This window comes from Acinetobacter lwoffii, assembly GCF_022967985.1.
GTDB lineage: Bacteria > Pseudomonadota > Gammaproteobacteria > Pseudomonadales > Moraxellaceae > Acinetobacter.
This window is the reverse complement of the sequence record NZ_JALJVC010000008.1, coordinates 107,075-128,659: the sequence shown is the minus strand read 5'-3', so window position 1 is coordinate 128,659 and position 21,585 is coordinate 107,075. Positions and strand designations below refer to the sequence as shown.

Below are 21,585 nucleotides of genomic sequence, written 5' to 3'. Positions count from 1 at the left end.
AAGGCGGCTTCGGTGGTCAAGGTGCTGGCTTTGGCGGTCAAGGTGGCTTCGGTGGTCAAGGCGCTGGCTTCGGTGGTCAAGGCGCTGGTTTTGACAACGACACTAAATTTGAAGACTCTTCAGACGATGAAAACAATCGTTAATCGAGTTTGAAAATTAAAAAACCTCTCTATATGAGAGGTTTTTTTATATCTGTACGTTTTAAGTTTTTTAAATAAAAAGCCAACGAGATGTCGTTGGCTTTTTAGGATTATGGTAAGGCTTAACGGTTACGTTTAGGATCCAGTTGAGGATCTTTGATTTCTACATAAGCATTATTGCGCGTTTCACGTAACCAGCTATCTAATTCGGCATCAAATTGACGTTCACCAAGCAATTGGCGAGCCATACGTTCCTGATATTCCTGTGTCATATCTTGTTGGCGTGTTTCACTCACTTGCAGAATATGCCAGCCAAACTGGGATTGAAATGGTTTACTGAACTGACCTACTGGGGTGCTTTTCATCTGCTGTTCAAATTCAGGTACCATTACCCCTGGGCTAACCCAGCCAAGACTTCCGCCATCACGAGCCGAGCCAGTATCATTGGAGAACGTTGAAGCTAAAACAGTAAAATCTTCACCTTGTTTGAGGCGGTTATACAGACTATCAATCATTTGTTTGGCATTTTCAGGACTGACCACTTCAGACGGTTGAATCAGAATGTGTCGTGTTAAATATTGAGGAACAAGGGCTTTCTGTTCGCCACCTTTACGTTCCAAGAGCTTCAGAACATGTACACCATCAGCGACAGGAATCAGTTCAGAAGTTTGACCTGGTTGCAGGGTGGTCACGCGTGCAGCCAGTTCTGCTGGAATTTCTGACAGGTTTCTCACACCCATATCAGCAGCTTCGACTTTAACGCCGCCAGTGCTGTACTTTTTGCTGATCGCCTGAATGTCATTGCTGCTATTTAATTCTTGCTTTACCTTTGTTGCAATTTGTTCAGCATTTTCACCGCTTACCCGTAAATGCAGTACATGGACCTGACTGCCAAGCAAAGCTTGACCTTGCGGGGTATTTAGGAAGTTTTTAACATCTTGATCTGTAATTTGAATACGTGAAGTCACGATTTGTTGACGTAAACGATTCAGTGCTAAATCTTCAGCGATACGGTTACGTAAAGAAGCATAGGTATTGGGCGCCATGGCATCCAGTTTCTGCTGGAATGCTTCCAGACTCGGTGAACCAGAATCACGGGCAACTTTCAGGACGGCTTCATTTAAAGCTTTTTCATCTGGACGAATATTATAACGTTTAACTTGTTCAAGCTGTGCCTGACGAATAATCAGTTGCTCTAAAGCTTGTTGCTCAAGATATTGTTGTGGTGGAACTGCCTTTTTCTGTTTTTGCAGCTGATGTGAGATTTCGGCTACACCTTGAGCCAGGTCACTACGTAGAATGATACTATTGTCGACTACAGCTACAACTTCATCTTTAGGTTGGGCAACAGCAAAAGTCGTCATCGCTGAAGAAAGGCATAGCGCAAGTGCGGTTGCTTTAAAAATTTGTTTTAACTGTTTTGTCTTCATTAACGTTCTGTCCAAGTTTGATTGATATTGTTAAAACCTAGAATACGATTTTCTAGTAATGAGGTGAGTTTGCTGCTTAACCCACCTAAGCCTTTCAGGCTGACTTCGGCCATAATGGCGCGTTTGGCTTTGACGCTTGAATCATTAACGTCGTCTAAGTCATTGTAATATGAGCGACCGTAAACAGAAACTCCCCAACAGCATGACTCATAGTTCACGCCAAGTAAATATTCCCGTGCGACACTATTGTCGAGGTCAAACTGGGCATGTCCAACCAGACGCCAGTTGTTGGCAATCGGCTGGATAAATGAACCCACCACATGATCATAGCTCTTTTGACGGTTCGGAATATCTTTGCGATAGAAATAGCCTAGGTTATAAAGATTGCCTTGCTCACCGGTATAATAAACCTGCAAATCTCGTTGGGCATTCGATCCATTCGACATCCAGCTTGAGTTCAGATTAATGTGAACATTATTTGACAGCTGGCTGGTCAGTTGAATTACAGGGCCAGTATGACTTTCACGGTCGAATTCATCTGCATCATTTTCCAACGTTACACGGCGATCTTCAAAGAAAAAGCTCTGTCCAACGCTGGCACGCAGGCGCTCCAGACCTTCTTCATTAAATAGGCTATAGCTCAGACCTAAGGAGGCAAAGTTATTGTCTTCCAGGCGGTCATTACCATAAAAGCGACGCGCACTGAAAAGTTGATCATAATTAATCGAAGCGACGACTGAATCAAAGTTTGGCTGATTCTGCTGGTTCTCATAAGGTGAATACGCATAGAACAGACGAGGCGTTAAGGTCTGTAGATACGTACCTTCTTTTTCAAAAATTAAGCCGGTGTCCAGCGTGAATTGTGGCACCACAATTGAATTATTTTCACTAGACGCGCTACGGCTTTGGGTTTTTTCATCATAGAAAGTATTGATGTTGCGTACAGTCGCCTGAGGAATGAAGAATGACCACGGGGTAAAATGATTATAACGCACGGAAAAGTCATTATAGATCCGTGTACCACTCGGTTGATATACCTTCTCACCCGTTGGATCAGTATCAGCGAAATTTCTCAGGTCTTTCTGGAAATAAGCCGTATCGTTATTAAACTCAAGCTGTAATCCCAATGGATTGCCAGTTTTGTAATTGACTAAAAGCTGCGGCAGACGTGCATAAGGACGATCTTCATCCAGTACGGTTGGATCTAGGGTTTGGAAGTCTTCGACTTTGAATTGTGCCTTTAAGCCAGGAATACCATTTTTATAATTGACTTCCCAGGCACGGCGTAAGTTCAGGTCAGTTTTAGAGTTCGGGTTATTATCCAGATCGGCAAAGTAATCTTTGTCTGAAGCGTAGTTATATTCAAGGTTGGTTGATAGTTGATTATTGATCTGCCAGTTATGTAAGAAATGCAGGCTTTTACGGTCTTCATCGCTATAGCTTTCATCGGAAGGTAAATAACCTCCCCAAATACGGCCTTCACCATAATTTTCAGTCAGATAGCGAAACTCACCGTCTAACATCGTACCACGATCGCCAATATAACGCGGCGTAATCGTCGCATCATATTGCGGCGCTAAATTCAGGTAAACTGGAACACCTAGTTCCAGACCACCATCATTGGTAAAGCCAAATGTGGGGGTTAGAATACCGGTAGTGCGGCGGTCATCAATCGGGAAGTTAAAATAAGGTACAGCCAATACCGGAACATCTTTAACATACAACTTGGTATTTCGGGTTTCACCACGTCCGGTTTCCTGATTCAGCTTGATCTTTTCTGCCTGGATTTTCCAGGTTGGTTTTTGCTCAGGTGGGCAGGTGGTATAGGTCGCATTTTCCAGTTCTACCGTCTCGGTCGAGGTTCTGGCGATCTTTTCTGCCCGACCATGCGCATGTTGCTGCTCGGCAATATAGAAGCTGTTATTTAGGTCGCCTTCTTGGGTCTTTAAATTATAATTAATATCATCACTTTGTGAGAGCAGGCCACCCTGAGCAAGTTGTACCCGACCTTCTGCTTTGGCATAGGTCTGGGTTTGATCAATCGTTACGCGTTCAGCACGAATCTGGCGACCTTGCTGGTCAATGATGACATTGCCTTCTAAATAAGAGTCACCTGCTGGATTGTAGTGTCCATAATCTGCAGTAATGGTGGATGTAGCCTGATCTGGCGCAACGGTTGCTGCATCTGGGGCAATCGGGGTCACCCAGGTGCCTTCACAATAAGCCGAACTTAAGTATTTTTCCTGCCGCTGCTGTGCTTCAGCTGAGGATTTGTCGACATAGTATTGCGAAAAGAATGCTTCACCTGGATAGGTCTCATTTATGCGCTGTTTGAGTTGTTCTGCATTTACATCGGACGAGACATTTGATGCAGCATAGCCGGAGGCTGAGCTGCCACATAAAAGGGTTAAGATCGCAGTCGCTAGAGGATTTATTTTAAAGTGATGCTTCATTTGTCTCATTAACCAATCATGCTTTTATCGCAATTAATTATTGTCGCATCATAGAGAAAAAGTTGATAAGTAGCTACACTTAGCACTTTAAAAACTCAGCCTGTATTAGAATTAATTGCAAATGAATACACAACGCGAACAATTGATACAATCTTGGATTGCCTCTGTACTCGGTTCAGATCAATTTGAAACTCATTTTTTAGCAGGTGATGCCAGCTTCCGTCGTTATGCACGAATCAAACTGAATAATAAAACATTTATGCTGATGGATGCACCACCAGAAAAAGAAGATTGTGTGCCTTTTGTGACGATAGATGAGTTTTTTGATGCACATGGCGTGCGTGTTCCGCATATCGTGGCAAAAGACCTGGAAAATGGCTTTTTACTGCTCGAAGACTTTGGTGATGTGCTGCTGTCGAATCTGCTGAATGACGAGACTGTAGATGCTTATTATGAGCAAAGCTTTAAGCAGCTCATTCAGCTGCAATCGATTGCTGGAGAAGGGCATTTCCCGGCATATTCTTATGAAAAACTGATCTCAGAAATGGAATTGCTGACTGACTGGATGTTGCCAGCTTTAAAGGTTCAACCGACTGAATCAGAAAGCGCCTTGATCAAACGCACTTTTGCGATTTTGGCTAATGCCGCATTGGCACAGCCACAGGTGATTGTACATCGGGATTTTCATAGCCGGAATTTGATGAAAATCGACAACGAAACTGAACTCGGTGTGATTGATTTTCAGGATGCCGTGATTGGTGCCGATACTTATGACTTGATCTCGATTACCCGTGATGCCTATGTACAGTGGAATGCCGACCGTGTGTATCGCTGGTTCAAAACTTTCTATGAGTTATTGCCAGCACCTGCTAAAGAAGACCGTGACTTTGAACAGTTTAAAAAAGATGCCGACATGATGGCGATTCAGCGTCATATCAAGATCCTTGGTATTTTTGTGCGCCTATTTGAGCGTGATGGCAAGTCAGGTTATCTCAAGGACTTGCCACGTGTCATGTGGTATCTGCTTGAAGAGTCTAAGGCTTATGTAGAACTAGAACCATTCATGCAGTTTATCCGTGACCGAGTCATGCCAGCCTTTGAAGCTAAATATGGGTCATATGAGGTGGCTGCCTAAATGAAAGCGATGATTTTGGCCGCAGGTCTTGGCAATCGTATGCGGCCGCTAACGCTGCATACGCCAAAGCCTTTGCTGGAAGTTGGGGGTAAGCCCTTAATTGTCTGGCATATAGAGAAACTGGCTGCAATCGGTGTCACTGAAATTGTGATCAATACGGCCTGGCTCGGTGAGAAACTGGCTCAAGCTTTGGGCGATGGTTCACGATTTGGCATCAACATCCTTTGGTCACATGAGGGTGAAGGTCTGGAAACCGCTGGTGGAATCATTAATGCTTTGCCGTTACTCGGTGATGAACCTTTTATTCTGTTAAATGGTGATGTCTGGACCACGATGGATTTTGCTCCTTTACTGGATATTGATCTAAAGGGTAATTTGGCGCATCTCGTACTTGTGCAGAACCCTGAACAACATCCTGAAGGTGATTTTACGCTTGCAGAAGGGAAAGCCTATACCTTTGATCAGCAAGTCGAAGGTGAAAACCTGACGTTTAGCGGTATATCCGTAATTGATCCAAAGATGTTCCAAGGCTTAGAGACTGGCAAGCGTCCTTTAGCGCCATTGCTAAAAGCGGCAATGCAGAATCAGCAGGTTGCAGCGTCTAAACTGGCAGGTATTTGGGTTGATGTGGGAACCCCAGAGCGTTTAACGGCACTGGATACGGCGATCCGTGAAGGGAAGTTTGCTTAAGTGAATATTCGCTAAGCACTGCCTACTGTGCCAATATAGAGAAAACGGTATACTTCCACCTAACTTTTTCGAGCGTAGATTGTTTATGCACATGTTTTTTCAAGAACTAAAGCAGGGTAGCCAGGCTTTGGGTTTAGAGCTATCTGATGAAGCTTTAAATTTATTACTCAAGTATCAGGATGCTTTGGTGCTGTGGAACAAAGCATACAATTTGACTGCAATCCGTGATCCTAAGGAAATGCTGGTCAAGCATCTGCTCGATAGTTTGAGCATTCTGAAAGATCTTCCAGCGGGTCGATTACTGGATATCGGTACCGGTGGTGGTATGCCGGGCATGATCATTGCTTTATGTCAGCCTGAGCGTGAATGTGTATTGCTGGACTCAAACGGTAAAAAAATTCGTTTCCTCAAGCAGTTTATTGCTGACTTGAAACTTAAAAATGTCATTGCCGTGCAAACGCGTGTAGAAAATGAAGACAGCATCAATGAGCTGGGTCAATTTGATGTGATTACTAGTCGTGCCTTTGCATCATTAACAGACTTTGTTGATGCTTCTAAGCCATATATGCATGAGCAAACGATTATTGCCTCAATGAAAGGCTTAATTCCTGAAGATGAAGTTGCTACTTTAAAAAATGAATTTAGTTGTGAGATTATTGAACTTAAAGTTCCGCGCTTAGACGAACAGCGTCATTTACTTCTATTAAAACGTATTTAAGATTTTTAAAGGGATTGGGGGCAACATGGCACAAATTATTGCGATTGCAAACCAAAAAGGTGGTGTCGGTAAAACCACAACCGCAGTAAATTTGGCGGCATCTTTAGCTGTGTTAAAAAAACGTGTTTTGCTGGTTGATATGGATTCGCAAGGCAATGCGACCATGGGGTCTGGCATTCAGAAGAATGACCTACTTTATTCGGTTACTGATGTGTTGCTGGGTGAAGTGCCGATTGAAACGGCGATCTCTAAGGCGGAAGTCGGCTACAAGGTTCTTGGGGCAAACCGTGATCTGGCTGGGGTTGAGTTGGCGATTGCAGAGCAGGAAGGGCGCGAGTTCATTTTGCGGGATGCATTGCAGGAAATTGAAGCTTCATTCGACTATATCATTGTCGATTGTGCACCGAGTCTTAGCCTGATTACTGTCAATGCTTTGGCAGCCGTGGATGGTGTGCTGATTCCAATGCAGTGTGAATATTATGCACTGGAAGGTCTGGCGGATTTAACCCAAACCATCGATCGGATTCAGCAAGCCTTGAATCCGGACCTGCAAATTGTTGGTGTATTACGCACCATGTACGATGCACGCAATGCCTTGACTCGTGATGTCTCTGAAGAATTAGAACAATATTTTGGTAAAAAACTGTATGAAACCGTGATTCCACGGAATATCCGTCTGGCTGAAGCACCAGCACACGGTTTGCCGGTGATTTATTTTGAAAAAAGCTCAAAGGGTGCAGTTGCTTACTTAAATCTGGCAGCTGAAGTATTAAAGAAAAGCAAAGTGAAAAAAGGAAGTAAAGCATGACCGTCAAGAAACGTGGACTCGCCAAAGGTCGTGGCTTGGATGCCTTGCTAGGCTCAATTCAAAAAGAAAAATTACAACTCGAAGCCCAAGGTCTTGATCATGGTCAGTTGAAACAGATTGATGTGAATTTGCTCAAGCGTGGTGAATATCAGCCACGCCGTTATATTAACGAGCAGGATTTGCAGGAACTGGCGGCATCGATTGAAAAGCATGGCATCATGCAGCCCATCGTGATCCGTCCGGTTGACGATGAACGCTATCCATACGAGATTATTGCGGGTGAACGTCGATGGCGTGCTGCACAGCTGGCGGGTTTGACCGAGGTTCCTGCGATTGTACGTGATCTGAATGATCAGGTTGCGATTGCACTGGCCTTGATTGAAAACATCCAGCGTCAGGATCTGAATCCGATTGATCAGGCGATGGCTCTGCAACGTTTCCATGAAGAATTTGGCTTAAGCCATCAGGAAATTGCAGATACCGTGGGTAAAGCGCGTACGACAGTGAGTAACCTACTTCGCCTGCTTAGCCTGGCAGAAGAAGTGAAAGACTTTATGCAGCAGGGTTTGCTGGATATGGGGCATGCACGTGCGATCTTAACCTTAAAAGCTAAAGATCAGCTCAAAGTTGCAGATATCGTAATTGAAAAAAGTCTGTCTGTTCGTCAAACCGAGCAGTTAGTCCGTGATTTCAATACACCTAAACAAGAAAAAGTAAAAGAAGCTGTAGCACCGGATATTCAGCAATTGACTCAGCGCCTTTCAGAGCGTTTCAGTGCAGATGTTAAAATTGACTATAACAAGCAAGGTAAAGGGAAACTGGTTATTAGCTATCACTCTTTAGAAGAGCTGGATGGCATTCTTTCTATTTTAGAAGATGAATAATTTATATATTTTTTTTATTGGGGAATAAATTAGATGTGGGAATTGGTTAAAGCAGGTGGCTGGCTTATGCTGCCCCTGGTCTTGTGTTCTATCTTTATGCTGGCGATTTCGATCGAGCGTCTGATTCGCCTGAAAAAGAATGCAGTACTTCCGTTGACACTGTTGATGGGGCCTTCGCAAAATACAGCACAAGTCATGCAAAAAATGAATCAAAGTGCGGCCTTAAAGCAAAGCACTTTGGGCCGGGTATTTACTGCAGGCTATGCCAGCAAGCAGCAAGGTGAGCAGTATGCTCGCGCACAGATGGAAGTGGTGGCATCACAGGAAATTGGTTATCTGGAAAAAAACATTAATTTTCTGGGAACTTTGAGTGCAGTTGCGCCTTTACTCGGTTTATTGGGAACTGTACTTGGGATTATTGAATCTTTCCTGATGATCGATGTAGGTACCGGGAGTGATCCGGTATTGATGATGCCGGGTATTTCCAAGGCTTTAATTACCACGGCAGCCGGTATGTTGATTGCAATTCCTGCACTGTTTGCGCACCGTTATTTTCAGCGTCTTGTTCAGGAATATGTGGCTGAACTTGAGCAGCAAGCGACTTTGTTTCATGCGGATCTTTTTTATCGTAATCATGCAGACATAGATCAAGACATGCAAAAAGCCAGCTAGGAGGCGGATGATGAAATTCAAACGCAACCAGGTGGAAGATGTACATATTAATCTGACACCGATGATTGATTGTCTGCTGTTTATTCTGGTCTTTTTACTTTTGTCGACGACATTTAGCCAAATGAGCCGAATGAATCTGACCTTGCCGGATGCGCAAGGTGTACCGCCTAAAAGCTATGATCAGAAAGTTGAAGTGATTGTGGATGCCAATGGTCATTACGCAGTCAATGGTCAATCCTTGGCCAGTAAGGAAGTCGCGGATTTAAATACTGCAATTAAACAGATTTCTAATGAACGCCGTGATTTAATGTTTGTCATTGCAGCTGACGCAAAAGCCAGCCATCAGGACGTGATTCGTGTCATGGATGTGGCCGGGCAGCTCGGCTTTGTAAATATTAATATCAGTACCAAAGTACCCACCCGAGGTTATTAGTGAAGCACGATTTTAAGGTCTATCTTCGCCTTTTAAGTTATTTAAAACCGTTTTGGGGCATTGCATTGCTTGTCCTGCTGGGTTTTTCTATTAATGCCGCTACGGAAGTCTCTGTCGCTAAATTACTGGAATATATTATTGAGGCGATTCAAAATAAAGACCAGAGTTTCACATCACTTTTCCCGTTTTTAGTGGTCATACTCATGTTCTTCCGGGGCCTGGGTTTGTTCATGGGTGGATATTTTACTGCGGTAATTTCCCGGAATCTGGTATTCAACATCCGTCAGGAAGTTTTTGCAAAATTGCTGCGTTTACCGTCCCAGTATTATCTGGATAATACCAGCGGGCATATTACTGCCAAAATCATGTATAACGTCGAACAGCTAACCGCTGCTTCAACTGAAGCTTTAAGAACCTTGTTGCAACAAGGTTTGATCACTCTGGCATTATTAGGCTACCTGTTGTATACCAACTGGCGTCTGACCATGTGTATCCTGATTTTTGCACCCGTCATTGGCTTTATTATCAGTAAAGCTGCAAGACGGATGCGTAAATTATCGCAGCAAGTGCAAGACACCATGGGTGATGTAAACCATGTGGTGCAGGAAACGGTGAATGCCAACCTGATCGTCAAGGGTTTTGGAGGGCAAAGTTATGAGCAGGAACGCTTTAAACAGAACTCGCTGGAAAACTTGCGTCGTGGCTTGAAAATGGTCGCTGTACAACAGTTGAATAGTCCTGTGGTTCAGCTGATCATGTCGATTTCACTGAGTATTGTGATGTTTATTGCCTTGCGTCCGCAAATTCTGGGTGATACCTCTGCGGGTGAATTTGTCGCTTATATTACTGCGGCGGGTATGCTGGCAAGACCGATCAAAGCCTTGACGGATATCAATGAAAAAATTCAACGTGGTATGGCTGCGGCTCATTCGGTATTTGAATTGCTGGATATGCCTGAAGAAAAAAATACCGGGACTTTAACGGATAGCCTGAAAGGCGATATCGAGTTTAAAGATGTCAACTTGATTTATGATGATGGCCATCGTGCTATTCATGACTTTAATTTGCAGGTCAAGGCCGGTGAAACAGTAGCGCTGGTAGGACGTTCTGGTGCAGGAAAAAGTTCTCTGGTGAATCTGCTGGTGCGTTATCAGGATGCAACTTCTGGGCAGATCTTGCTGGATCAGAAACCGATTGAAGATTTTGAAATTACCGCCTTGCGAACCCAAATTGCCATGGTGAACCAGCAAGTAGTACTGTTTAACCGAACTGTGCGGGAAAATATTGCTTATGGTCAGCTTGAAGGTGCCTCCGATGAAGATATTATCGCGGCAGCAAAGGCAGCCTATGCGCATGATTTTATTATGGCACTACCGCAAGGTTATAATACTCAGCTGGGTGCCCAGGGTTTAAACCTGTCTGGTGGCCAGCGTCAGCGCATCGCGATCGCACGCGCAATTTTGAAAAATGCCTCTATCCTGATTCTGGATGAAGCGACCAGTGCGCTGGATAACGAGTCGGAATACTTTATTCAGCGTGCCTTTGATAAAGCCATGCAGGACCGTACGACCATCGTAATTGCACATCGTCTATCGACGATTGAAAACGCGGATCGTATTGTGGTTATGGATCAGGGCCGTATTGTTGAGCAGGGCAGTCATGCCGAACTGATTGCGCTATATGGTGCTTATTATCAGTTGCATCAGCGTAACTTTGAGGAACAGTAACTTATGGCACTGGCACAAATCATTCAGGATGCTTGGAATGCACAGGCAAAGTGGCTGGTGGTGCTGCGTCCTTTGTCATGGTTGTATCGCCTGGGTTTTGTCAGCAATCACTGGCTTTATCAAAAAGGCATTAAAAAAAGTTATAGTGCACCAATTCCCGTTATGGTAATTGGTAACATCACAGTCGGTGGTAGCGGTAAAACACCTTTGTTGATTCATCTGGTGGATTATTTAACCGAGAAAAATGCTCGGGTAGGCGTGATCAGTCGAGGCTATGGCGGCCAAGGCCCATTTCCTGCCTATGTCGACTTTAATACCTTGCCGGAGATTGTCGGAGATGAGCCTGCCTTGATTGTACAGGCAACAGGTGTGCCGATGGCAGTTGGTCCCAACCGGCAGAAAAGTATTGAACTTTTATTGCAGAAACATGAGCTGGATCTGATTATCTGTGATGATGGATTACAGCACTGGGCCTTGAACCGCCAGATTGAGTGGATTGTGCTGGATAATAATCGCGGTCTGGGTAATCAGAAACTGCTTCCAGAAGGTTATCTACGTGAACCAGTGACCCGTTTGAAAACGGGAACCGTAATTGAGCATGCAGCCCATCCAGGTTCTGAACTGAATATGCATCTGGCTGCATCACAGCCTTATTTGCTCAATCAGGACGGCACTAAAATCTTTAATCCTCAAGCAGCTTTTTATGCGGTAGTCGGCATTGGCTTTCCACAGCGATTTTATCAGACCTTGCAAAATTTAGGCATAGAACAATTTCAGTGTCATGAGTTTCCAGACCATCATGACTATGACATTGAAGATTTACAGTTCGATGATAACAATCCGATTATTACCACTGAAAAAGACGCAGTAAAAATTATGGCGCTACTTAAACAATATCCAGATTTTAAACAGGATATCTGGGTGGTGCCAGTCGATGCAGTCCTATCGCCAGCCTGCTATACAGTCTTGCAGCAACAGTTACAACAATACGGTATTCAAATTTCTTAAGGCTCATTCATTATGAAACACATTGTTATTCCTGCACGTTTCGCCAGTTCACGTTTACCGGGTAAACCGTTGCTGGACATTCATGGTCGTCCCATGATTCTGCGGGTAGTGGACCAAGCCAAAAAAGTGCAAGGTTTTGACGATCTGTGTGTGGCAACTGATGATGAGCGTATTGCAGCCGTTTGCCGTGCTGAAGGCATTGATGTGGTGATTACCTCAGCGGATCATCCTTCAGGCACAGACCGCTTGAGTGAAGTGGCTCGAACTAAAGGCTGGGCCAGTGATGACATCATTGTCAATGTACAGGGGGATGAACCTTTACTGCCGGCGCAACTGGTAAAACAGGTTGCTCAACTCTTGGAAGATCAGCCTGAATCTTCCATGTCGACGCTATGTGAGCCGATCCATCAACTGGATGAATTCAAACGCGACAGCATTGTAAAAGTCGTCATGTCAAAACAGCAGCAGGCACTGTATTTTAGCCGTGCTACCATTCCTTATGACCGTGATGGCGCGAAACTCGCTGAACCGAAGCTGCATGATCAGGCCTATCGTCATTTAGGTCTATATGCCTATCGGGTAAAACTGTTGCAAGAATATGTGACCTGGGAAATGGGTGTGCTGGAGAAACTGGAATCTCTAGAACAGTTACGGGTACTGGAAAATGGACACCGTATTGCCATTGCGGTGGCTGAAGCCAATTTGCCGCCAGGGGTAGATACTCAGGAAGATCTGGATCGCCTGAATCAGATGGATCTTTCCCATTTTGCCTAAGAAGAGTCAAATACATGCCTTTTGATGTCAATGCACATATCTATCCATGGCAGCAACAGGTTTGGGAAACCCTGACCGGGCGCTTTCCTAAGCTTGGACATGGTTTATTGTTTTATGGAAAAAAAGGCTGTGGTAAAGAAGCGTTTACCCAACAGTTTCTGGCTTGGGTGTTATGCCTGAATCGTCAGCCTGCCGGGCCATGTGGTGAATGCAGTAGCTGTCAATGGTTAAAGGCAGACACCCATCCCAACTATGTGCATATCAGTACCGATGACGACAATAAAAAACAGAATGCCAAAATCAAGATCGAGAAGATTCGCGATCTGCTGCCTTTTGTGCAACAGACTGTAGATGGCTGGCGCGTGATTGTGATTGAGCCGGCAGAAGCCTTGAATATTGCCTCTGCCAATGCCTTACTCAAAACACTGGAAGAACCCGGTGATAATACGGTCATTATTTTACTGGCGAATCATTATTTAAAATTGCCCGCGACTATACGCAGTCGTTTGCAGCATTTTGCTTTGGACCGGATTTCCGCAGAACAATTTAGCGATTATGTCCAGAATCAGCTCCCAGATGCAGGTGCTAGCCAACAACAGTTATTGATGAACCTGTCCAATCAGATGCCGTTACAGGCACTAGAGATTGCACAAAGTGCCTGGCTGCCACTACGTCAGGAATTCCTGCAAGACTGGCAAAAACTGGTCATGCAAAAAAATATGCCGATGGCAATTGCGACCAAATGGAATAAAAACCTGAATTTTGGTGACTTTGCTCAAATGTTTGAATACTTGTTGTCCGATTTAATTTGTGTCAAGCTAAATCAGACGGTGAAAAACATTGACCTTGAATTCAATGTGCTTGCCGAACAATATTCATTAGAAGCACTTTTTAAAATTTATGAGTATTTTCAGCAAGCCAAGCAATACCTCGAGCAGAATGTCCAAAGCAATCTGGTTATTGATGAATTGTTTATCAAGCTGATGAATCTTTAATTAAGGGGAAATCACATGCAACCACGTATGGGCGGTATTATTCAGGCCAATATTCCTGACATCGAAACACTGTTTGCCAGCTATATGCCTTATGTTGTGGGTGGTGGGCTTTTTATTCCTTCCAAGCAGCCGGTCAAACTGGGCGAAGAAGTTTTTGTATTGACAACTTTGCCTGACCAGACCCAGAAAATTCCTTTAACTGGTAAAGTCATCTGGGTCTCGCAAAAGCAGAATGGCATCAAGCCCCAAGGCTTTGGCATCCAGTTAAGCGGTGAAAAAGGCGTTTATTTTAAAAATGAAGCAGATCGTCTGGTTGCAGGTCTTAAATCTGAAGGACGTAAAAGTTACACTATGTAGTTAATTTACCCTTGGTAGGAACGCATCGTGTTTGTAGATACTCATTGTCATTTAACCCTGCTTGATTTGACACCATATTATGGTGATCTGGATCAGGCATTGGCTCAGGCTCGTGAAGCCGGTGTTTCCAAATTCATGAGTATCTCGGTCGATCTGGATGATCATATCGAGCTGGCCAAAATTGCCGCGCGTCATGCAGATGTCGGATATACCGTTGGCGTACATCCTTGCGAAGATGCTGCAACCATGGCGCGTGCCACGACTGAATATCTGGTCGAACTGGCGCAACCGGAGAAAGTCTGGGCACTTGGTGAAACAGGTCTGGACTATTATCACAGTACCGATTTTATTGCAGAGCAAAAAGCCTGTTTCGCCCGGCATATCCATGCGTCACAAATCACCAAAAAACCTGTAGTCGTTCATACCCGTTCCGCCAAGCATGATACCGTCGATATTATTCGCGCGGAAAAATCTACGCATGGCATCCTGCACTGTTTTACCGAGGACTGGGAAACCGCTAAAGCAGTACTGGATTGCGGCTATTATGTGTCATTTTCCGGAATTGTTTCATTTAAAAATGCGCAGGATCTGCGTGATGTCGCCAAACAGGTTCCGCTGGATCGTGTGCTGATTGAAACCGATAGTCCTTATCTTGCGCCAATGCCGTATCGTGGCAAATCTAATGAGCCTAAATACGTTCCTTATGTAGCCAAAGCGCTTTGCGATGTATATGATAAGTCACTGGAAGAAATGGCTTATATCACAAAGCAGAACTTTGAAAATCTTCTGAATTTAAAGTAAATAAAGTTATATAAAGTACAAAGAGAGTTTATAGGGTGAAGATGGATCGTCAAGCTCAGTTTCGAGCAAGAGAAACCTTGATTTTTCAAGTAGCAGAGCAACTCCTGTTAGAAAATGGTGAAGCAGGAATGACGCTCGATGCGCTTGCCGCCGAGCTTGATCTGGCCAAAGGGACACTTTATAAACATTTCCAGAGTAAAGATGAACTATACATGCTGCTGATTATCCGAAATGAGCGCATGTTGCTGGAAATGATTCAGGATAGCGATAAAGCCTTTCCTGAACATCTGGCCTTCTTTATGCTGCATCATTTGCATCATCCGGAACGAACCGTGCTGTTTCATCAGATTGAAGAACGCCTGTCGACGACTGGGGTTGGAATCCAGCACCTTTTTAGCGAACTTTATCAGGTGCGCAAACAGCGTTTACGCCTGATTATCCGTATGACAGAAACTTATCTGGCTTCTATTAATAGCCGCATGTCAGTACGCGATTATCTGGCTTCGATCTGGTCGTTGACCCATGGTGCAGCTGCAATTCTTAATTCCAGTTTCTATCAGCGTTATTTGGGTTCGCGCGATACCTTGCGTGTAGCCTATATCGATCAGGCACTGGCTTTGCCTAAGCAGGTACATTCAGCCGAGCAGTTTGCCTAAGGTTGTCCTATGATCAGATCACCTCACAGTGCAGTTCGTGGCTTTACCTTAATCGAATTGATGGTGGTGATTGTGATTATGGGAATTATGGCTTCACTAGTGCTGCTGAATACCAGTGGTGTCGATCAGCGCAAAGCGATGCAGGCACGGGAAATTTTATTGGTGGACTTGCAACGGGTGCTACGCGAGGCTAATGACCAATCCAGAATACTCGCGCTTGACGTTCAATCAGCGACAGATGTCACGCCATTTCGCTATGGAATTATAGAATATCGTTCGGCAGCGCAGACTGAACCGAACCTGCAAAATGAGAAATGGCAAAATTATGCAGATTTTAAATTGCGTAGTTTGCCTGATCATATTTCCTTTCAAATTCAGGCACTGGAACAGCAGCGTTATGCCAGGGCACAAAATCGTGACCTGACTCAGGCAAATTCACCTCAATTAATCTGGCTCGGCAATGGTGAAGTCAAACCGGTGCGGATTCAGTTCTTTTTAGAAGACCGTGAAGTGGGTGCTGCGATTGAGATTGATCATCTGGGTAAAATCAATGAAATCTAGATATTTCAAGCAGAGCGCTGGGTCTGGTGTAATCAAGTTGTTTAAGGCGAGTGTTCATGGATTTGATCATGTGTGCTGCAAGCATAGGACTTCGTCTTGCGCTGCTATCGGACTTTCTTGCGCGACAATGTCGCTCAGGTCGAGTGTTACTCGACTTAATCGTGCCTCAGGTTTTACCTTATTGGAAGTTATGGTCGCCTTGGCAATTTTTGCGACCGCAGCCATAACCCTGACCAAAGTCGCGATGCAATATACCCAATCCACCTCAAATGCCATTCTACGTACCAAAGCACAGTTTGTTGCCTTAAATGAAGTGGCACAAATGGAAATCAATCAGGAATGGATGGAAGGCACGGCTTCCAAACAGCTGACCCAGCAAGGTGAAACCTGGCAGATTGACAAGCGTAGTGAGCCGACGGTCAGTCCGAATGTCCAGCGAATCGAATTACAGATTAGTCTGGTTAATCAGGACAGTGGTCAGGTTGAATCTGGCATCAGCAGTCTGATGTTCTTTAATCATCGCATGAACAATACCCCATGAAGCCTAAAGGATTTACCCTAGTTGAATTAATGGTCGCAATTGCGATCTTTGCGGTGCTGTCTGCTTTGGGCTGGAAAGTTTTTGATTATATTGTCAAAACCAAAGATCAGAATGTGATTCATGAACAGCGTTTAGGTCAGTTACAGCAAACCTATCAGCAGATTCTGCGAGATACCGTACAGGCAGTACCCTTAACGGCCAATATCAATGGCGATATTCAGCCGGCTCTAGTGCTACAGAACGGACGCTTTAATTTCAGTAAAACTGGAGTGACTGACCCTTTAGAAGAAGGGATTTCCCCAGATGAGCGCATTGAATATCAGTATCGAGCCGATGAGCAGAAACTTTATCGCTTGAAATACCGGAATCTAAATCAGGCAGGTCAAGATCAGCCCGAATCCAGTGTTTTATTGTCGGAAGTGGAACAATTTCAGATCATCGTACTTAATCCGAATGAACTCACGCAATGGCCGGATGCTTCTGCTGATCTGAATCAGTTAGAGCATAAACAGCGTTTGCCTAAAGGGATTAAAATCAATTTAACCGTGAATGGTGTAAGTTATGAATGGATGTTCAGTTTATTGAATACGGACTTTTTGCTTGATACTCAGAACACCGGTCAACCCAGCTCAGAATAATAAGAAATGAAAATGAATAAAGCGATCATGATCAAGCAGCAGCAGGGCATTGCACTGATTACCATTCTGGTGATGGTAGCGCTAGCGACTATTCTGGCGGCTACGATTGCGCAACGTCAAGCTGCAACTGCTGAAAGCACTGCCTATTTGATGCGACAAAACCAGTCCTTAATGTATGCCAAAAGTGCTGAGGCCTTTTTTTCTGAATTGCTGGTCGATGATGCTGAAAATGCCGCAGAGGTCGACCATCTGCAGGAAACCTGGGCGCAGCCCATGCCAGCTTTTCCGGTAGATGACGGTTATGTCTCCGGAATAATACAGGATGAATCAGGCAAGTTTAATTTAAATAGCCTGATCACTGCCGAAGGTGCTGTCAATGAAAATGCCAAAGCATGGTTCGAGCTGATTTTAAAACGTGCCGGTTTGCCGGTACAGCTCAGTGAAGCAGTCATTGATTGGCAGGATGCAGACGAGCTGGTTAGTGGAGGCATGGGTGCTGAATCTAATTATTATCAAGGTTTGCCGAATGCCGCTTTGCCACCAAATGCAAAATTTCATAGCGTGGAAGAATTAAAGCTGGTACGCGGTTTTGAAGAGAATAAATATAAGTTGATAGCACCTTATCTGAGTACTGCACCGGTGCAGGAGAGTCCGGTCAATATTAATACGGCTTCAGCTTTTCTTTTGGCGAGTATAGATGAAAAGCTGGATGTGAATGCGGTGCAGCAATTGCTGGATCAGCGTCAGGCCAATTTGGAGTATTTTTCCAATGTATCTGATTTGTGGTCACTCGAGCCTTTCGCTCAGGTTGATGCGGATAAGCGTAATCTATTTAACAGCCTGCTTGGGGTTCAATCCAATTATTTTAAAGCCCGAATCGAAGTGGTTTTAAGTGAGCGTAAGCGCCAATTCAGCAGTGATCTGGTTCGTCAGGACAAACAGGTTTATGTAGCCTATCGTAGCATGGCGCCATTTTAATTTTAGCTCATGAATTGTACAGGCTGGATAAGCGCAAATGCCGGGCTGATGCCTTTTCCCTATCATGCTAAACAGCAAAATTAATCCTCAAAGCTTTACTTTTGCTTTATAATCAAAATTAATTCACCTATTTTTTGACGACATTACGGCATATGTTAATTCGTAAGTTATTTAAGTTTGAGAATGCTCATATTGTGCGTAACTGCACGTCAGATCGCTGTAAGCGTTCGATCCATGGCCATAGTTATAAAGTCGAGTTATTGCTAAAAGCCTCGAAGCTAGATCATGGTCAAATGGTCTATGACTTTGGTCTGCTTAAAGGTGTGATTAAGGATTTCTTTGATTCTTTCGATCATGCCATCTGCTTTTGGCAAAATGACGATCCGGAATATATTCAGGCCTGCAAGAATTTCAGTGCGCGCTGGGTGTCTTTGCCGGTATCGCCATCAGCAGAACAGTTTTCACGTATTTTCTTCTTTCTGGCACAGCAGGTGCTGGCATCGACCGTGACTCAAAATGGTGAAGGCGATGTCGAAGTCTATTCTGTGATTGTGCATGAAACCGACACCGGCTATGCACAAAGCTTTTTAGAAGATATTCAAAATGAACAAATGGGCATCCTTAGTCTGGAGCAACTTGAGTTCTCTGAACAAGTGCAGGCTGAATGGACAGATCCGGACATGTTTGCCAAGCTCAAACAGGGCACACCATTTCATAACCCTACAGTAGATTTACAGGTACAGATTTAAAGTCTGCGTGACTTTAAATCCATTGACATAGATTTAGGATTGAAGAATGTCTTTAAATGAACAGCAACTGGCCAAGCTGAATAAAGTTCAGTTGGATGAAAGCTGGAAATATGGATTGAGTGAATTTTTGCTCAGTCCAAAAATGGATGAATTAAAAGCATTTCTCGTTGAAGAAAAAAAAGCAGATAAAATCATTTATCCTCCCAATCATCTGATTTTTAATGCTTTGAATACCACGCCGCTAGATCGGGTAAAAGTGGTGATTTTAGGGCAAGACCCTTATCATGGCCCAAATCAGGCGCATGGATTAAGCTTTTCCGTGCAAAAGGGGGTTGCATTACCACCATCTTTGCGTAATATTTTTCATGAGTTACATGCAGATGTTGGGGTTGAAAGACCGAAGCATGGTGACTTGACGCATTGGGCAGAGCAGGGTGTGCTTCTGTTAAATGCAGTACTGACCGTCGAAGCAGGTCAGCCGACTTCGCATCAAAAGCGCGGTTGGGAAGAATTTACCGATCACGTCATTGATGTATTAAATGAACAGCGTGAACATATTGTCTTTATTCTTTGGGGCGCATACGCACAGCGTAAAGGACAGCGCATTAATCAAGACAAGCATCTCGTGTTAAAGGCAGCACATCCATCGCCTTTGGCAGCAAACCGTGGTGGTTTTTTTGGTTGTAAAGTATTTTCAAAATCGAATAACTACCTCAAACAACATGGCATTGAGCCTATAGATTGGCAGCTGGACGCATGAAATATTCTCCCCTTACTAAACATTATCATCCGGATTTGATTGTTGAAGAAGCGCACAATGGTTGGCGTATCGTTCGTTTAAATCGCCCGAAATCTTTGCATGCTCTCGATGAATCGATTGCTTCCGCACTTCTGGAAGTATTTCAGGACTTTCATCATGATGATAGCGTCAAAGCCATCTGGCTGGATTCAACCACACCGAAAGCGTTCTGTGCGGGTGGGGATGTGCGTAAGCTGCGTCAGTTAGTGATTAATGATGAAGTCGCGGCTGCCAATAAATTCTTTGAACAAGAATATGCACTCGATCTGTTACTGCATAATTATGCCAAACCCGTTTTAGTCTGGGGTGAAGGTTATGTGATGGGTGGTGGCTTGGGCTTGTTTATGGCGGCGCCTTTCCGTTTAGTGACGCCATATTCACGTTTGGCAATGCCTGAAATTAATATCGGTTTGTATCCAGACGTGGGTGCAACCCGCTTCTTGGCAGATCGTGGTGCGATTGGTCTATTTACCGGCTTGACCGGTTCAATCATGACTGCTGCGGGCGCTTACGGGATTGGCTGGGCAACGCATATTTGTGATGCACAGCGTGATTCAGTTTTGGATAAAGTCATTAATATTGACTGGGAGCATTATCCTGCAGGTGACTTCCGTGCCATTGATGACACCCTGAATAGTATGCACCGTCCGGTCGGCCCGGGACCGTTGCAAAACTCTCTGGATGTGATTCATAGTGTTTGCCGTGGTGTCAACTTTGAGCATGATTATGAGTCGATTATTGGCCTGAGTGACGCACGCAGTGACTGGTTGCGTCAGGCCAGTGAAAACCTGAAAAAAGGTTCGCCAACTACTGCAGCCTTGACCTGGCTATTGTGGCAATGGGGTAAGCAGATACATTCCTGGAATGAAGTTTTCGAACTGGAAGTTCAGATCTCAGACTGGAAAATCCGTCATCATGACTTTGTCGAAGGTGTGCGCGCACGTCTGGTGGATAAAGACCTTTCTCCTGCATGGAAAAAGGGTGCAGATATGAGCTTAAAAGGTATTTTGTCTGCAAACCCTCCGGTGACCAATATTGAAAGCTGGAATGCCTTGCTAAAACAGTATGGTGTGATTTAAGTTTTACATGTCCGAAACACAATTGAGCGATGAATACTGGATGCAGCTTGCCTATGCGCAGGCTGCACTTGCTGCCGCACAGGGCGAAATTCCGGTGGGTGCGATTATTGTTAGTCAGAATCAGATCATTGGTCAGGGCTTTAATGCGCCGATTTCTTTAAATGATCCGACCGCGCATGCCGAGATTGTGGCGCTGCGTGATGCCTGTCAAAATATCCAGAATTATCGTTTACCTGATGATGCAGTGCTTTATGTGACTTTAGAGCCGTGCACCATGTGTGTTGGTGCGCTGGTGCATTCACGGGTTTCACGGGTAGTATTTGGCGCATTTGAAGCGAAAGCAGGTTCACTGGTGAGTGCGCGTCAACTGTTTGAAACCGGTTATTATAATCACGTATTTTCTTTCCAGGCAGGCTGCATGCAGCAGCAATGCTCTGAACAGCTGAGTGCATTTTTTAAGTTGCGTCGCGAGCAGAAACGAGAACTCAAGTTACAAGAAAAGTTATTAAATACGCAGAAATAAATCTGCTTTATCCGCTAAAATTTTCCCACTTTCAAA

The 21,585-nt window shown here is 44.4% G+C and carries 24 protein-coding genes and 1 pseudogene; 23 read left to right on the top strand and 2 right to left on the bottom strand.

What is annotated here, in order from left to right; all coding sequences use genetic code 11:
* Positions 1-143 (top strand): annotated as a pseudogene (locus MWG72_RS06940) (RNA chaperone Hfq); the annotation flags it as partial.
* Positions 144-262: 119 nt separating this feature from the next.
* On the opposite strand, the gene MWG72_RS06935 reads toward MWG72_RS06940, so the two are convergent.
* Together MWG72_RS06935 and MWG72_RS06930 are read right to left on the bottom strand one after the other, a co-directional pair.
* Positions 263-1,570: a peptidylprolyl isomerase gene (locus tag MWG72_RS06935; RefSeq protein WP_044109557.1), complete on the bottom strand. Its 1,308-nt coding sequence runs from the start codon at positions 1,568-1,570 to the stop codon at positions 263-265.
* Positions 1,570-4,023, bottom strand: coding sequence for an LPS-assembly protein LptD (locus MWG72_RS06930; protein ID WP_247143531.1), 2,454 nt, complete (start codon positions 4,021-4,023; stop codon positions 1,570-1,572). The genes MWG72_RS06935 and MWG72_RS06930 overlap by 1 nt, the downstream gene beginning before the upstream one ends.
* A gap of 121 nt (positions 4,024-4,144) precedes the next feature.
* On the opposite strand from MWG72_RS06930, the gene MWG72_RS06925 reads away from it, so the two are divergent.
* The 22 genes from MWG72_RS06925 (at position 4,145) to tadA (ending at position 21,549) form a co-directional block, all read left to right on the top strand.
* The gene (locus MWG72_RS06925) at positions 4,145-5,158 is read left to right on the top strand and encodes an aminoglycoside phosphotransferase family protein (RefSeq protein WP_247143530.1); all 1,014 of its coding nucleotides are present in this window, start codon (positions 4,145-4,147) and stop codon (positions 5,156-5,158) included.
* The gene (murU, locus tag MWG72_RS06920; RefSeq protein WP_247143529.1) at positions 5,159-5,848 is read left to right on the top strand and encodes an N-acetylmuramate alpha-1-phosphate uridylyltransferase MurU; all 690 of its coding nucleotides are present in this window, start codon (positions 5,159-5,161) and stop codon (positions 5,846-5,848) included.
* An 85-nt stretch (positions 5,849-5,933) separates the two neighbouring features.
* Complete coding sequence (gene rsmG, locus MWG72_RS06915) at positions 5,934-6,566, top strand: 16S rRNA (guanine(527)-N(7))-methyltransferase RsmG (RefSeq protein WP_004645477.1); 633 nt, start codon at positions 5,934-5,936, stop codon at positions 6,564-6,566.
* A 25-nt stretch (positions 6,567-6,591) separates the two neighbouring features.
* Entirely contained in the window at positions 6,592-7,374 is a 783-nt protein-coding gene (locus MWG72_RS06910) for a ParA family protein (protein ID WP_005106558.1), read from the top strand.
* The gene (locus MWG72_RS06905; protein WP_004731487.1) at positions 7,371-8,258 is read left to right on the top strand and encodes a ParB/RepB/Spo0J family partition protein; all 888 of its coding nucleotides are present in this window, start codon (positions 7,371-7,373) and stop codon (positions 8,256-8,258) included. Before MWG72_RS06910 ends, MWG72_RS06905 begins: the two co-directional genes overlap by 4 nt.
* Positions 8,259-8,291: 33 nt before the next feature.
* On the top strand, positions 8,292-8,930 hold the full coding sequence (locus tag MWG72_RS06900; protein WP_004645474.1) for a MotA/TolQ/ExbB proton channel family protein: 639 nt from the start codon (positions 8,292-8,294) through the stop codon (positions 8,928-8,930).
* Between the two features lie 10 nt (positions 8,931-8,940).
* A complete protein-coding gene (locus MWG72_RS06895) occupies positions 8,941-9,363 on the top strand; it encodes an ExbD/TolR family protein (RefSeq protein WP_004278885.1) in 423 nt (140 codons plus the stop codon).
* Positions 9,363-11,090, top strand: a complete 1,728-nt coding sequence (gene msbA / locus MWG72_RS06890) for a lipid A export permease/ATP-binding protein MsbA (protein ID WP_247143528.1) — start codon at positions 9,363-9,365, stop codon at positions 11,088-11,090. The genes MWG72_RS06895 and msbA overlap by 1 nt, the downstream gene beginning before the upstream one ends.
* Positions 11,091-11,093: 3 nt before the next feature.
* Positions 11,094-12,098: a tetraacyldisaccharide 4'-kinase gene (lpxK, locus tag MWG72_RS06885; RefSeq protein ID WP_247143527.1), complete on the top strand. Its 1,005-nt coding sequence runs from the start codon at positions 11,094-11,096 to the stop codon at positions 12,096-12,098.
* Positions 12,099-12,110: 12 nt separating this feature from the next.
* On the top strand, positions 12,111-12,872 hold the full coding sequence (kdsB, locus tag MWG72_RS06880; RefSeq protein ID WP_138742527.1) for a 3-deoxy-manno-octulosonate cytidylyltransferase: 762 nt from the start codon (positions 12,111-12,113) through the stop codon (positions 12,870-12,872).
* A 14-nt stretch (positions 12,873-12,886) separates the two neighbouring features.
* Positions 12,887-13,867: a DNA polymerase III subunit delta' gene (locus MWG72_RS06875; protein ID WP_247143526.1), complete on the top strand. Its 981-nt coding sequence runs from the start codon at positions 12,887-12,889 to the stop codon at positions 13,865-13,867.
* A 15-nt stretch (positions 13,868-13,882) separates the two neighbouring features.
* Positions 13,883-14,224, top strand: a complete 342-nt coding sequence (locus tag MWG72_RS06870) for a PilZ domain-containing protein (RefSeq protein ID WP_004278877.1) — start codon at positions 13,883-13,885, stop codon at positions 14,222-14,224.
* A gap of 27 nt (positions 14,225-14,251) precedes the next feature.
* Entirely contained in the window at positions 14,252-15,025 is a 774-nt protein-coding gene (locus MWG72_RS06865; RefSeq protein WP_247143525.1) for a TatD family hydrolase, read from the top strand.
* A gap of 41 nt (positions 15,026-15,066) precedes the next feature.
* Positions 15,067-15,681, top strand: coding sequence for a TetR/AcrR family transcriptional regulator (locus tag MWG72_RS06860; protein ID WP_005252237.1), 615 nt, complete (start codon positions 15,067-15,069; stop codon positions 15,679-15,681).
* A 9-nt stretch (positions 15,682-15,690) separates the two neighbouring features.
* Complete coding sequence (locus MWG72_RS06855) at positions 15,691-16,242, top strand: type II secretion system protein (RefSeq protein ID WP_005106567.1); 552 nt, start codon at positions 15,691-15,693, stop codon at positions 16,240-16,242.
* Entirely contained in the window at positions 16,232-16,783 is a 552-nt protein-coding gene (gspI, locus tag MWG72_RS06850; protein ID WP_404976566.1) for a type II secretion system minor pseudopilin GspI, read from the top strand. The genes MWG72_RS06855 and gspI overlap by 11 nt, the downstream gene beginning before the upstream one ends.
* On the top strand, positions 16,780-17,421 hold the full coding sequence (gspJ, locus tag MWG72_RS06845; RefSeq protein ID WP_114541081.1) for a type II secretion system minor pseudopilin GspJ: 642 nt from the start codon (positions 16,780-16,782) through the stop codon (positions 17,419-17,421). The genes gspI and gspJ overlap by 4 nt, the downstream gene beginning before the upstream one ends.
* A 6-nt stretch (positions 17,422-17,427) precedes the next feature.
* Complete coding sequence (gspK, locus tag MWG72_RS06840; RefSeq protein WP_247143524.1) at positions 17,428-18,399, top strand: type II secretion system minor pseudopilin GspK; 972 nt, start codon at positions 17,428-17,430, stop codon at positions 18,397-18,399.
* Positions 18,400-18,551: 152 nt separating this feature from the next.
* Positions 18,552-19,148, top strand: a complete 597-nt coding sequence (locus tag MWG72_RS06835; RefSeq protein WP_004278864.1) for a 6-pyruvoyl trahydropterin synthase family protein — start codon at positions 18,552-18,554, stop codon at positions 19,146-19,148.
* 46 nt (positions 19,149-19,194) lie between these two features.
* On the top strand, positions 19,195-19,908 hold the full coding sequence (ung, locus tag MWG72_RS06830; protein WP_005247316.1) for a uracil-DNA glycosylase: 714 nt from the start codon (positions 19,195-19,197) through the stop codon (positions 19,906-19,908).
* Positions 19,905-21,026, top strand: coding sequence for an enoyl-CoA hydratase/isomerase family protein (locus tag MWG72_RS06825; RefSeq protein WP_213687406.1), 1,122 nt, complete (start codon positions 19,905-19,907; stop codon positions 21,024-21,026). The genes ung and MWG72_RS06825 overlap by 4 nt, the downstream gene beginning before the upstream one ends.
* 7 nt (positions 21,027-21,033) lie before the next feature.
* Positions 21,034-21,549 carry a tRNA adenosine(34) deaminase TadA gene (tadA, locus tag MWG72_RS06820; protein WP_247143523.1) on the top strand — a complete coding sequence of 172 codons (516 nt, stop codon included), beginning with the start codon at positions 21,034-21,036 and terminating at the stop codon, positions 21,547-21,549.
* The last annotated feature ends 36 nt before the right edge of the window (positions 21,550-21,585 follow it).

Excerpts from the sequence above, each read along its gene's own strand:
- MWG72_RS06935 (WP_044109557.1), bottom strand. The coding sequence starts at position 1,570 with ATGAAGACAAAACAGTTAAAACAAATTTTTAAAGCAACCGCACTTGCG.
- MWG72_RS06930 (WP_247143531.1), bottom strand. The coding sequence starts at position 4,023 with ATGAAGCATCACTTTAAAATAAATCCTCTAGCGACTGCGATCTTAACC.
- MWG72_RS06925 (WP_247143530.1), top strand. The coding sequence starts at position 4,145 with ATGAATACACAACGCGAACAATTGATACAATCTTGGATTGCCTCTGTA.
- murU (WP_247143529.1), top strand. The coding sequence starts at position 5,159 with ATGAAAGCGATGATTTTGGCCGCAGGTCTTGGCAATCGTATGCGGCCG.
- rsmG (WP_004645477.1), top strand. The coding sequence starts at position 5,934 with ATGCACATGTTTTTTCAAGAACTAAAGCAGGGTAGCCAGGCTTTGGGT.
- MWG72_RS06910 (WP_005106558.1), top strand. The coding sequence starts at position 6,592 with ATGGCACAAATTATTGCGATTGCAAACCAAAAAGGTGGTGTCGGTAAA.
- MWG72_RS06905 (WP_004731487.1), top strand. The coding sequence starts at position 7,371 with ATGACCGTCAAGAAACGTGGACTCGCCAAAGGTCGTGGCTTGGATGCC.
- MWG72_RS06900 (WP_004645474.1), top strand. The coding sequence starts at position 8,292 with ATGTGGGAATTGGTTAAAGCAGGTGGCTGGCTTATGCTGCCCCTGGTC.
- MWG72_RS06895 (WP_004278885.1), top strand. The coding sequence starts at position 8,941 with ATGAAATTCAAACGCAACCAGGTGGAAGATGTACATATTAATCTGACA.
- lpxK (WP_247143527.1), top strand. The coding sequence starts at position 11,094 with ATGGCACTGGCACAAATCATTCAGGATGCTTGGAATGCACAGGCAAAG.
- kdsB (WP_138742527.1), top strand. The coding sequence starts at position 12,111 with ATGAAACACATTGTTATTCCTGCACGTTTCGCCAGTTCACGTTTACCG.
- MWG72_RS06875 (WP_247143526.1), top strand. The coding sequence starts at position 12,887 with ATGCCTTTTGATGTCAATGCACATATCTATCCATGGCAGCAACAGGTT.
- MWG72_RS06870 (WP_004278877.1), top strand. The coding sequence starts at position 13,883 with ATGCAACCACGTATGGGCGGTATTATTCAGGCCAATATTCCTGACATC.
- MWG72_RS06860 (WP_005252237.1), top strand. The coding sequence starts at position 15,067 with ATGGATCGTCAAGCTCAGTTTCGAGCAAGAGAAACCTTGATTTTTCAA.
- MWG72_RS06855 (WP_005106567.1), top strand. The coding sequence starts at position 15,691 with ATGATCAGATCACCTCACAGTGCAGTTCGTGGCTTTACCTTAATCGAA.
- gspI (WP_404976566.1), top strand. The coding sequence starts at position 16,232 with ATGAAATCTAGATATTTCAAGCAGAGCGCTGGGTCTGGTGTAATCAAG.
- gspJ (WP_114541081.1), top strand. The coding sequence starts at position 16,780 with ATGAAGCCTAAAGGATTTACCCTAGTTGAATTAATGGTCGCAATTGCG.
- gspK (WP_247143524.1), top strand. The coding sequence starts at position 17,428 with ATGAAAATGAATAAAGCGATCATGATCAAGCAGCAGCAGGGCATTGCA.
- MWG72_RS06835 (WP_004278864.1), top strand. The coding sequence starts at position 18,552 with ATGTTAATTCGTAAGTTATTTAAGTTTGAGAATGCTCATATTGTGCGT.
- ung (WP_005247316.1), top strand. The coding sequence starts at position 19,195 with ATGTCTTTAAATGAACAGCAACTGGCCAAGCTGAATAAAGTTCAGTTG.
- MWG72_RS06825 (WP_213687406.1), top strand. The coding sequence starts at position 19,905 with ATGAAATATTCTCCCCTTACTAAACATTATCATCCGGATTTGATTGTT.
- tadA (WP_247143523.1), top strand. The coding sequence starts at position 21,034 with ATGTCCGAAACACAATTGAGCGATGAATACTGGATGCAGCTTGCCTAT.